The 11,871-nt window shown below is 54.1% G+C and carries 12 protein-coding genes and 1 pseudogene; 12 read left to right on the plus strand and 1 reads right to left on the minus strand.

Annotation, left to right across the window (positions count from 1 at the left end; all coding sequences use genetic code 11):
* The 12 genes and pseudogenes from IOB61_RS12695 to IOB61_RS12745 all read left to right on the plus strand — a co-directional run.
* Positions 1-431, plus strand: a 431-nt coding sequence (locus IOB61_RS12695; RefSeq protein ID WP_290817279.1) for a hypothetical protein, incomplete at its 5' end; no start/stop codon positions are given.
* A 169-nt stretch (positions 432-600) separates the two neighbouring features.
* Positions 601-1,431, plus strand: a complete 831-nt coding sequence (bet, locus tag IOB61_RS12700; RefSeq protein WP_367272855.1) for a phage recombination protein Bet — start codon at positions 601-603, stop codon at positions 1,429-1,431.
* A complete protein-coding gene (locus tag IOB61_RS12705) occupies positions 1,428-3,035 on the plus strand; it encodes a lambda-exonuclease family protein (RefSeq protein ID WP_290817281.1) in 1,608 nt (535 codons plus the stop codon). The genes bet and IOB61_RS12705 overlap by 4 nt, the downstream gene beginning before the upstream one ends.
* Positions 3,032-5,584 carry a DNA methyltransferase gene (locus IOB61_RS12710; protein ID WP_290817283.1) on the plus strand — a complete coding sequence of 851 codons (2,553 nt, stop codon included), beginning with the start codon at positions 3,032-3,034 and terminating at the stop codon, positions 5,582-5,584. Before IOB61_RS12705 ends, IOB61_RS12710 begins: the two co-directional genes overlap by 4 nt.
* A complete protein-coding gene (locus IOB61_RS12715) occupies positions 5,581-5,832 on the plus strand; it encodes a hypothetical protein (RefSeq protein WP_290817285.1) in 252 nt (83 codons plus the stop codon). The genes IOB61_RS12710 and IOB61_RS12715 overlap by 4 nt, the downstream gene beginning before the upstream one ends.
* Positions 5,825-6,691 carry a hypothetical protein gene (locus IOB61_RS12720; RefSeq protein WP_290817288.1) on the plus strand — a complete coding sequence of 289 codons (867 nt, stop codon included), beginning with the start codon at positions 5,825-5,827 and terminating at the stop codon, positions 6,689-6,691. The genes IOB61_RS12715 and IOB61_RS12720 overlap by 8 nt, the downstream gene beginning before the upstream one ends.
* A 19-nt stretch (positions 6,692-6,710) precedes the next feature.
* Positions 6,711-7,178, plus strand: coding sequence for a hypothetical protein (locus tag IOB61_RS12725; protein ID WP_290817291.1), 468 nt, complete (start codon positions 6,711-6,713; stop codon positions 7,176-7,178).
* Entirely contained in the window at positions 7,175-7,507 is a 333-nt protein-coding gene (locus IOB61_RS12730) for a hypothetical protein (protein WP_290817294.1), read from the plus strand. The genes IOB61_RS12725 and IOB61_RS12730 overlap by 4 nt, the downstream gene beginning before the upstream one ends.
* Before the next feature lie 277 nt (positions 7,508-7,784).
* Entirely contained in the window at positions 7,785-8,021 is a 237-nt protein-coding gene (locus IOB61_RS12735) for a Lar family restriction alleviation protein (protein ID WP_290817296.1), read from the plus strand.
* Between the two features lie 19 nt (positions 8,022-8,040).
* Positions 8,041-8,133 (plus strand): annotated as a pseudogene (locus tag IOB61_RS16870) (hypothetical protein); the annotation flags it as partial.
* A gap of 53 nt (positions 8,134-8,186) precedes the next feature.
* Positions 8,187-9,185 carry a site-specific integrase gene (locus IOB61_RS12740; protein ID WP_290817299.1) on the plus strand — a complete coding sequence of 333 codons (999 nt, stop codon included), beginning with the start codon at positions 8,187-8,189 and terminating at the stop codon, positions 9,183-9,185.
* Positions 9,186-9,429: 244 nt separating this feature from the next.
* Positions 9,430-9,642, plus strand: coding sequence for a hypothetical protein (locus IOB61_RS12745; RefSeq protein WP_290817302.1), 213 nt, complete (start codon positions 9,430-9,432; stop codon positions 9,640-9,642).
* Between the two features lie 1,142 nt (positions 9,643-10,784).
* Here IOB61_RS12745 and IOB61_RS12750 read toward each other — a convergent pair.
* A partial coding sequence (locus IOB61_RS12750; protein ID WP_290817305.1) for a PLxRFG domain-containing protein occupies positions 10,785-11,871 on the minus strand: 1,087 nt, incomplete at its 5' end.

An 11,871-nucleotide genomic window follows, 5' to 3' on the forward strand; every position in this document is an offset into this window, starting at 1 on the left:
AAAGCGCAGCGACCAACACTGGCGACTACAGCGCAGCGACCAACACTGGCAACTACAGCGCAGCGACCAACACTGGCAACTACAGCGCAGCGACCAACACTGGCTACCAAAGCGCAGCGACCAACACTGGCGACTACAGCGCAGCGACCAACACTGGCAACTACAGCGCAGCGACCAACACTGGCAACTACAGCGCAGCGACCAACACTGGCAAATACAGCGCAGCGACCATGGAAGGCAAACACGGCGTTGCGGCTTCTCTTGGCATTCAAGGCAAAGCAATGGCGGTCGAGGGTAGCGCGATCGTACTTTGCCATCGCAACGATAAAGGCGAGCTGCTGCACATCAAGGCCGGAATTGCTGGTCGGGACATTAAGGCGAATGTTTGGTACGTCTTGAATGACAAGGATGAGTTTGAGGAAGTGCTGTGACCCTCTCGCAACAAGTCACCGAAGCCCGTGCGCGAGTACACGCTTTTATCGACGAACGGGCAGAGCAAATACGACGGCTGATGCGCGCCGTTGCAATCAGAGACAACCGGTCGCTGGGGCAGCGCATCCGGCATATCACAAGGAGAAGTAAATGAGTGCAGTATTGAAAATGGAATCGAAGCCAATCGAATCGCGTATGGCGTTGCGGTTCGGTGTTGCCGAGAAGGATGTGTTTGCAATCTTGAAGGGAACAGCATTCAAGACTAAAGACTCCAACGGCCAGCAAGCAACAGACGCACAAATGGTCGCACTGATGATCGTGGCCGACCAGTACGGGCTCAACCCGTTCACCAAAGAGCTCTACGCTTACCCTGACAAGCAGAACGGCATTGTGCCAGTGGTGTCGGTTGACGGCTGGACGCGGATCGTCAACCAGCATGAGGCTATGAACGGCATTGAATTCCGTTATGCCGACGAGTTTGTGACCATGGCGGCTGGCAAGCCTTGTCCGGAGTGGTGCGAAGTCATCATTACCCGCAAGGATCGTGAGAAGCCAATCGTCATTCGTGAGTTTCTTGACGAAGTGTATTGCCCCCCGCGCGGCACGTTTAGCGGTCCATGGCAATCGCACACCAAGCGCATGTTGCGCCACAAAACGCTGATTCAAGGCGCGCGTATTGCCTTTGGATTCTCGGGAATCTATGACGAGGATGAAGCACAGAGGATTGTCGAGCGCGACATTACCGGCGAAGCCTCTCACACCACCGAGACAACTGCGCGCGTGATTGAGGCAACACCGCCGCGAACCAACGAGCAGTTCACCGCCGCACTTGAGAAGTGGGCTCCACACATTGAGTCCGGCAAAAAGACGCACGACGAAATCATCGCATTTGCCGAGTCGAAAGCACCACTGACCGACGAGCAAAAGAAACAAATTCTGCTGATCAAAACGCCAACGAAGGGCGAAGCCCCTGAATCTACCGAGGGAGAACAAGCATGAAACGAGTCATCCATAACCTGGCACAAGGGAGCGCCGAGTGGCACTCTTATCGCGCCAAGCACTTCAACGCTTCCGATGCGGCTGCAATGCTCGGTATCTCGCAGTACAAGACGCGCAACCAGCTATTGAAAGAAAAGGCGACCGGGCTCACGGAAGACATCGACGCCGGTACACAGAAACGCTTTGACGACGGCCACCGCTACGAAGAGATGGTGCGGCCTCTGGTCGAAGAATTGTTGGGCGAAGAACTCTCCCCGATCATCGCAAGCCTTGAAATTGACGGATTACCGTTGAGCGCGTCCTATGACGGGGTAACGATTGGCGAAGATCAAATCTACGAACACAAAACTAGCAATGCGCGATTGCGCGACGCTTTGTTGCAGCAAGAAATTCCAGCCGAGTACCACCCGCAACTAGAGCAGCAATTACTTGTCATCGGCGCAAAGCGTGTCATTTTCTGCGCGTCGAACGGCACTCAAGAATCATTGCTGTGGGTTGCCTATGAATCCAACCCCGAGCTCCGCGCCGAGATCATCGCCGGATGGAAGCAATTTAAGGCCGATCTGGACGCATACCAAGTGGTCGAAGTGAAACCCGCCGCCGTTGCTGCAACCATCAAACAGTTGCCGGCGCTGATGGTGAACCTTGTCGGTGAAGTGACTTCGACCAATCTGGCCGTCTACGAAGAAACCGCCCTGTCATTCATTAAGGCGATCAATACCGACCTTCGCACCGATCAAGACTTTGCCGATGCAGAAGCCATAGTGAAGTTCTGCGACGGCGCTGAGAAGGAACTGGAAACCGTCAAGAAAATGGCGCTGGCGCAGACCTCGACCATTGGCGAGTTGTTCCGGACTATTGACGGCCTGAAAGAACAAATGCGGTCAAAACGTCTAGAACTGGACAAGTTGGTGAAGTCGCGGAAGGACACCATCAAAGGCGAAATCATCCAGCGTGGCCAGCGTACCGTTGCCGAACATATTGCCAACCTGAACACCCGTCTAGGCAAGCCGTACATGCCGCACACGCAAATGGCGGATTTTATCGACGTCACCAAAGGCAAGCGCACGGTCGATAGTTTTAATGAAGCCGTGGATCTGGAAATTGCGCGCGTGAAAATTGCGGCCAATGAAATCGCAGACCGTATCGACTTGAATCTCAAGACGTTGAAGGAAAAAGCGGACGGCTATCAAGCCTTGTTTGCCGACGCTGGAACGCTAGTCCAGAAAGCGAATGACGACCTAGTAGCGGTAATCGAGTCGCGTATTGCCAAACATGAGCAGGAACAGGCCGCGAAGATTGCAGCCGAAGCGAAACGACTGGCCGACGAAGCCGAGCGCCAGCGGGTAGCCGCCGAGATTAAACAGCAAGCCGAACAGCGTATTGCGGCCACGGCAGCGTTACCACCAGTTGCACAGAAAGCCGAGCAAAAAGAACCGTCACCGGTGTTCACGCAACGCGCACCGGTCGTCACACCATTGCCGGCAATGACTTGCGACATGTTGATTAGCCGGATCACCGTGCGCCTAAAAACTTTGTCTGTTTCCGAGCTCGCCGAAGTTGATGCGTTTATTCAAGCTATTCAGGCAGAGCTAGCCTCATGAAATACGACGAGTTTCTAAAGTCTAAAGTAGCGATGGCAACCACCGATGGCTTTGACGTTGACCAGTCGCAAATCAACGGCGCGTTAAAACCGCATTGCAAGGCAATCATGCCCTGGTTATTGAAAGGCGGACGGCGCGCGTTGTTTGCATCATTTGGCCTGCATAAAACCGTCATACAACTCGAGACTGTTCGGCTGGCTGCGGAATATTGCAACGGTCGCGGCTTGATTGTGTTGCCGCTAGGGGTGCGCCAAGAGTTTCGCCGGGATGCAGTCGAGCGGCTGGGCTGGAAGGAAGCGCCGCGATTCATTCGCCGTATCGAAGAGGCTGACACCACCGGTGTTTACCTGACGAACTACGAAACGGTGCGCGACGGCAAGCTGAACCCGCAACTATTCGATGCGGCAAGCCTCGATGAAGCAAGTGTCTTGAGAGGCTTTGGGGGTACGAAGACCTTCCGGGAATTTATGGCGCTATTTGCCGGTGATCGTAAGACCATGAACACCCGCGAGCGTACCCAGGGGTTGCGGTATCGGTTTGTGGCGACAGCAACACCATCGCCGAATGATTACATCGAATTGTTGGCCTATGCCGCTTTTTTAGGCGTTATGGATGTTGGCCAAGCGAAGACAAGATTTTTCAAACGAGACAGCACCAAGGCGGATCAGTTGACGATTCATCCGCACAAAGAGCGTGAGTTCTGGTTATGGGTGGCATCCTGGGCGATGTTTATCAACAAGCCTAGCGACCTTGGTTTTGATGACACTGGCTATTCATTGCCGCCGCTTGATGTGGTATGGCATGAGGTCGGCAGTAACCATCTTGACGCCGGTACTGATAAAAGTGGACAGGGGCGCATGTTCCGGAATGCCGCGATTGGTGTATCGGAGTCAGCCAGCGAGAAACGCGATAGCCTTCCTGAGCGCGTGGCGAAGTTGCAAGAAATCCGCGCCAGCATGCCAGAGGCGCACCGCATCATCTGGCACGACCTTGAATCGGAGCGCGATGCCATAGAACGAGCGGTTCCCGGTGTCGTCAGCGTCTACGGCAGTCAAGACCTAGAAGCGCGCGAGCAAGCAATCATTGATTTTAGCGACGGCAAGTTTCAGGAGCTCGCCGCAAAGCCTGTGATCGCAGGTTCCGGCTGTAATTTTCAACGTCATTGCAATAACGCGGTGTATTTAGGCATTGGTTTCAAGTTCAACGACTTCATTCAGTCAGTGCATCGCATTCAGCGATTCGGCCAATCTAAGCCGGTGCGAATTGACATTGTTTACACCGAAGCCGAACGCGACATCCGCAAAGCTCTCGAACGCAAGTGGTCACAACACAACAACATGGTGCAAAAAATGACAGACATCGTAAAGCAGTACGGCCTCAATCACGCCAGCATGGCCGCCGAGCTAACGCGGGCGATTGGCGTTGAGCGTATAGAGGTTTCCGGCGACGGGTACACCTGCATCAACAACGACTCTGTTAAAGAGCTGCCGCGTCACGCTGACAACAGTGTCGGATTGATTCTCACGTCGGTACCATTCTCAACGCAGTACGAGTATTCGCCCAACTATTCAGACTTCGGGCACAACGATAACAACGAGAAGTTCTTTGAGCAGATGGATTTCCTCACGCCTGAATTGTTCAGAGTGCTTCAACCTGGGCGGATTGCGGCGATTCACGTTAAGGATCGCATTGTCCCTGGAGGATTGACTGGCCTTGGCTTCCAGACCGTCTACCCGTTTCACTCTCGCTGCATCGAGCACTACACCAAGCACGGCTTCGGCTACATGGGAATGAAGACCATCGTCACCGATGTGGTGCGCGAAAACAATCAGACCTATCGGCTAGGCTGGACGGAGCAATGCAAAGACGGCACAAAGATGGGCGTCGGCATGCCTGAGTACTTGCTTTTGTTTCGCAAGCCGCCGACCGACGCTACAAATAGCTACGCCGACAATCCGGTGGTTAAGTCGAAGTCGCACTACTCGCGCTCGCGCTGGCAGATTGATGCGCACGGTTTCACGCGATCAAGCGGCGAGCGATTGTTAACGCCTGACGAATTAAAAGGCTTGCCGCACGACACGATTTTCCAGATGTTCAAAGACTACTCGTTAACCGAGGTTTACAACTTCGAGCATCACGTTAAGATCGGCGAAACGCTAGAAGCGGAAGGAATGTTGCCGGTGACATTCATGCTGTTGCAGCCTCAATCGCCGCACGTTGATGACGTGTGGACGGATGTCACACGGATGCAAACGCTCAACGGTGCGCAGTCTGCCAAGGGGCGTGAAATGCATCTCTGCCCCATGCAGTTCGACATTGCTGACCGCGTGATAGCGCAATTCACCATGCCTGGTGAAACGGTACTGGATCCGTTCGGCGGGTTGATGACGGTACCGTATCGAGCGATCAAAGCTGGCCGTAAAGGAATCGGCATTGAGCTGAGTCCGCAGTATTTTACGGACGGCGTTTCCTACTGCGAAGCTATGGCGTGTGAAATAGCAATGCCGACTTTGTTTGATACGGTTCCACAAATGAAGGTAGCCGCATGACCACCATCACCCTAAACCCCCGAGAGTTTTGGAGTCTCGCCATCGGCGGCGCGGTACTGTGCTTTGTGGCAGGTGTACTTATGGCCTGCCTCACGGTCGCGGTAGTCGTGCTGCCTCTCCGTGACACTCAGGCCGATCAGCGAGTTGAAAGCGCTTTTACCAAGGGAGCGATGGTCAAGATCAGCGCAGCGAAGGCGCGCTGTCAACAGTGGGAACTCAAAGCGAGAAAGGCGGTGTGCGATGAGTGACGATAAGGCAACTAAACAGGAGAAAACAATGATTGAACCAATCAAACTACTAGCAGGAAGCCACAAAGACACCGCCTCTACTGGTCAAGGCTGCTTCATGAACGTAATCGCGTACCTGAACGGCGAGGCGCAGATTACCGACAAATCCGAGTGCGTGTGTTTTGTCATGCGACCGCTGGCAATTTATGCCAACGATCTGTTTAACGATGAGGACAGACAAAGGTTGCTGCCGTTTATTCTTCGGGCGATTGGCTCACGGACGGACGACAAAGAGGTAATTACGGAACGATTGCGCCATGTGGTTGCGTTTGCGGAGAAGCAAAGCAAGTCCGCCGCCAAGTCCGCCGAGTACGCCGAGTACGCCGCCGAGTACGCCAAGTCCGCCGCCAAGTCCGCCGAGTCCGCCGAGTACGCCGCCGAGTACGCCAAGTCCGCCGAGTCCGCCGAGTGCGCCGCCGAGTACGCCGAGTACGCCGCCGAGTGGTACAAAACAACCCGCGATGATTTGCTGACCATGTTTGACGCTTGCTTTCCTCAACTTACCAAACCGCAAGCGGTACACCTTGAACGCGCTAAACGGCTGCATGAAATGGACGATCGGCATCAGGCGATGGCTTTTCGTGACTTTGTGCCGGGGTTGCTCAAATATGCCGATAAAAAACGGCAAGCCGCACAAGCCGCCCCAGTAGAGCCTGTTGCGCGACTGACAGACGCTGAGATAGAGCAAGGTCGGCAGGAGATATTCAGCGTCAACAACCCTTACTGCCCGTGCGACATTAAAACCATGCAAAAGGCTGTGCGATGGGCAGAGCGCACGATTGCAGCGCGAACCACCACCCCACCAGCCTCGCTTACATAGCCATGATTGGGAGCGCTAAATGAGCCTAACTGACGAATTGACGGACTACAACAAAGCCGTATTGCCATTCCCGACGCGATTAAAAGTTGCGGTCGAATTGGAAAGACTCACCACCGAACTTGCAGCCTACAAAAAGGATGCTGAATGGCAACCGACCGAATCCATGCCGGAAGGCTGGGGATCGCAGAATTTCGTTGAGCGGCTTGGGGATATGTCGCCATTAGGAAGACTTCGCGTTGCGTTTGATAACGATGGTGATGTAATCGTGGCGATTGTTCCGGACCCTAACAGCTACGACACTGGCGGCTCTGTTGAGTTTTGCACGACTGGCTTTGGCGGGGGCGGAAGTCCGCACACTCGTAACGCTTGTATTGCCTTGTTCAAAGCTATGGAGCGCGACAACGAAAGCAATAGGGCTCGATGCGGACTAATTGGCCGAGGCGCAGCAATCACCGCAGCCATAGCAGAACAGGAGCCGAACAAATGAGCCTATCCTACTATCTAGCGAAAAAAAATAAAAGCGTAGCAATTTTCGAGCTTGTCAATAAAGTCGAAGCACTCACCGCCGAACTTGCAGCCTACAAAAGGGATGCCGAGTGGCAACCGATTGAGAGTGCGCCCAAAACATCAAGGGCCATAATGGTTCACTGTGCCGAGTACAAAAACACCTATATCGTTACATGGGGTGACGTTGGCAACTTGACTTGGTGGCGCATCTTTGGCTATGGCGGGGCGCTCACCGAAACTCCCACCCACTGGAAACCGCTACCAGCACCGCCAATCGCCGCAGCCATAGCAGAACAGGAGCCGAAATGATCGCCTCAAGAAAAACCGTGTTTTGCTGGTGGCCTAAACGATTGGCGCGGCGACTCAAGGGTGCGGAAAGCGCAGATCACACAGAGTTTGTCGGCTGGGTGTGGTGGCAGTACGCAAACCTTACCCACAACCATTATCACGGCTGGGTCGCTTGGCTAGATGATGGGGAGCCTGTGCCCGTTTACTGCAAATCGTGCGGCAGGGAAACGAAAGAAAGCGAACGGGTTCGGGCAAAGTTCCGGCAATCAAATGCAGCACAACAGCCTACGGAGCCGAAATGACCGAGCCTTTACCATGCCCGTTTTGTGGCTACGTTGGCGTGAATGTACACGAAGCCTCTAACTTTCGCTGGCGTGTTGCCGAGTGCGACCAATGCGGCGCAACGTGCGGTGAAATTCGCATTCAAACAATGGGCGAAGGCACAAAAGAAGAATGGGAAGCCGTGGCTAAAGAAGATGCTATTAAGGAGTGGAACACCCGCGCCAAGCCAATCCCGCAGCCGGAGACGCCATGACCATCACCAGCGCAGCCAAATGAGCGAACAGCTTTTATCATTCGAGGAAACCTGTGAGCGCCTACGGATCGGCGCGGACGGTCTTCGGGGTTTGTGCGAACAAGGTATCATTCCCCACCTCCGCATCAACTCCAAGTACATCTTTATCGCCTCTACGCTTGACACATGGCTAGTCGAATCCGCATTGCAAAAGGCATCGCTATCTACCAGCGCGAAGACGCCCAAGGCTGGTGGTGCGACCTCTCTCGATACGGAAAGAGAGTTAAGGAATCACTTGGCACGGAAAACCGAAAGACGGCAACCGCGCTCGCCACGCAACGCTGGACTGAAATTAGTCCAACCTCTGTTGAATACACGCTAAAACAGGCCGTCAATGCGTGGCTTAACGAACGTCCCCGAGCGCAAACCGACATATCGGCACTCCGAGTATTGTTGGAGAAGTACCCTGATCGACCTTGCGCCCTTGTCGATAGCACATCGCTTCGCGCTGCCCTTCGGGACAAGAAACCCGCTTGGTACAACCGGATCATCGCCGTCGTCCGAGCAGCCCTTAACCTCGCCGTGGCACAAGACAAACTCGCCGTATGCCCCAAGCTGGCGAGGCAGAAGCCGCCACCAAGCCGCAACCGGTTCCTTCGTGGCGACGAGTACGTCAAGCTACGGGCAGAACTCCCGCCTCATTTGGTTCCGGCATTTGACTTTGCTCTGGCCACCGGCCAAAGACAGGCTAACGTACTTGGCCTCAAGTGGTCGCAAATTCATGGCGACGTTATGGTGATCAACTCTGCCGACTTCAAGCAGCGCCGAGGTCACTCTATTCCGCTGGGCGAACATGCCATGAAGATCCTCGCCGGATGCCGTGGCTACAACCCCGAGTACGTCTTCACCTACCGAGGACAGCCGATTAAAAGCCCCAAGACGGCCTATACCAGCGCCAAGGAGCGTGCTGGGCTGGAAGATGTGACTTGGCACGACCTACGGCACACCTTCGCCTCATGGCTGTTGATGTCCGGTGCGCCCCTGGTGGCAGTAAAAGAGGCTGGGGGGTGGGCCGACATGGGATCGGTGGCGCGGTACGCGCACCTGGAGAAGAAGCAGCTTGCCGACTATGCAGATGGCGCGATGGACGCTCTAATCGGAACGAAAAACGGTACGAACGGATGAAACTCTACTGTTTACGGGCTATTCCAAGGGGGTGCGTTTCCCTCCTAAGGGGTAGGTCGCACGTTCGATTCGTGTCGAGGGCGCCAAAATTCAATGACTTAGCCCGTGAGAGTGCCGGGGCAGTCCCGATATTTCCCGATATTTCTCGGGGCAAGCCGATTAAAACCGGAACGATTACCGGAACGTCAACCTAGATGCAGCAAAAATTGCGGAGAAGCTACGTTAAGAGATTGGAGAGAAAGAAATGATCGACCTAGACGAGTTGGAGCGGTTGCGCCGAGATTACCTGAACATCCCGTTCACGCATTCAAAACCAATAGCCGCGCAAATGTCGCATGATTATCCGAAAGCCGTACACAACACCCTACCCGCACTAATAGCAGAACTACGGGCGTATCGGCTGGCAGAGCAAAATGCAAAAAGCGACCCCACGCCACCAATGGCGCAAAAACCGTAAATATGCGCCATACGCGCCAGATATGGCACATGATAAAGAAACCTTAAATATGAGACACGTTCCCAGATCGTGTTAAAGAAAACGCCGTTTATATGCAATATGCGTATAGCATACGCAACGAGTCACGTAATCCCCATATACGCATGATGTTGGGTAAATTGTGATATACTCGCGCTAATGACGCGAACGGGGAAAAAATGATTCATGTTGTGCCAGTGGACGACTTACGAGAACACAACGAGAGTGAGGATTGCTGGTGCAGCCCAACAGTTGATGACGGAGTTTGCGTACACAACGCGATGGACGAATGAGAAAAATTTGAATCAGGGCAGCGCTTGCCTTGCTAACCGTGCTGATCGGTGCCACAAAGCTGCGAACGTCAGCTAATCAGCATACGTCCTGTTTCAGCAGGCGACTTGCCCCCGTTAGGGGCAGTAGTGACGCGAACTAACCGAACTGACAGCCTATGACGCAGCGCATGAAAGTTGCGGAAGCCCCGCTAAAGAGGCCGAAGTAATGCGAAAAGGCCGACTGACTCCCGTAAGGAGTCATCACAAATCAGGGAATGGAACACGACTCTCCCCTGTTAGCTAATCACTAACTTGCGGCCCGTTTCCTGACTTGTGGTGCGCTCGCAAGAGCCTTGATGATCCCGTCGCAACGGCACGTACTTGCCATACGTATGCAAGACCGGGCGGAGCTGAGAAGCATGGGCGGCGTGTTCCATGCCTTGAGCCGTGGCAATGGCGGCACCACACTAGAGATAAGCCGCCTGTGGTTAGCTGACACTGACCATGCCTGTCAGGGTGAAAAATTAAGAGGCGGTTTATCTGTGGTGCGGCGTGGAATGGCAACACGCGGCAAGAGCTGAGGGCTTAGCGGCCTTACCAGTGAGCGACCGGCGAGTAGTGTAGATCGCAAGCGGGTATCAAGCCCCGCCACCACAATCTATCTTACCTACCAAGTTGCGTCAATCATCCGGCGTCGCTAACACTACCCCAGCCAAACCCGACGATAAGCCTCTAGCCAGCCGACGTCTTCATTCATCACTATCATTAGTGGGCCAAGAAACGCCAAATATAGCCCGATGATCATAGCGAATACCAAGATTGTGGCAACAAAGAACCAGACTATGGCGGCGATCACTTCACGTTTTCCATGTAGTAAGCACGAGATTCTTTTGGAATTGTCCTCATCTGGCGAATGTCTCGGCTGGTTTGCATCTCTTCGATGCGGCGATTGATCTGCTGACGGGTAATCACAATTGGCGTGTCTGGATTCTTTTCATTCCATTCGTCAAGCTCTGCTAGCGCACGTTCCTGTTTTTCGTCGTCGCCGTTCTTGATGGCCCTGGCTAGTTTGTCGGCAATATCGGCTTCTACGTCTTTCAAAAGGCGGACATCTTGACCGATCATCCGGCTAATTCTACCTTCGTCGGCAACGGGCTTGGGATTGAATCCGATGAATTTGAAGAACGCATGCGACATATCCAGGCCGTCAACCGTCTTGCGGTCTTTGTAGTCTGTCATTTCGCCAGTCTGTCCGATCTTAGCTCCCTTAAGGGCGTTGCCAATAGCATTAGGTGCGGCGTTAGCCATTGCGTCAAACCATTCGCCAGATTCCGCTGCTTTCTTGGCATTGTTGAAGTTCTTTACGATCCCGGCGATTGGGCCGATGGCTTCGGCGATTTCCTTGTCGGTTGAGTTCGACTCGCTTCGCTGGAACAGGCTGGTACCCGGCAGGATGTTGGCCATGCCAAGGCGACCGCCGATGTCTGCGGGGAAGCCGGGCATTCCCGAAATGCCCTGCATTACGATTGGCATGAATGTTTCACCGATCAGATCCGCGACTTTCTGGCGAATGAACATCTTGCTATTCGTGTTGTAGCCCATCGCTTGACCGATGGTGTCGATCAAATCTTCGGCATCCTCTTCACCAGGCAGACCGCCGAGGCCGGACAAAAACACCAGCATGGCTAGCATTACCATCTTTTGCTGTGGTGGCAGGCGGGACAATAACTCGAGATAGGCAACGGTGTACTGTTTGAACGTCATCAAAGTTGCGCCGATTGCGCCCCGCGCCCAATTCGGTCGATTACCTTTATTGTAGATGCCCTGGGTTTCCTGCACCGTTCGTTGTGCAAATGCAAAGCCGTCTTTAGCGCCGGTCGTTTTGGTCATTTCGGCGCGGGTCTTCGCGTCAGCCGAATCCCACATATCGTAGGCGGCT

The organism is Aquidulcibacter sp. (genome assembly GCF_020253525.1).
Lineage (GTDB): Bacteria > Pseudomonadota > Alphaproteobacteria > Caulobacterales > Aquidulcibacteraceae > Aquidulcibacter.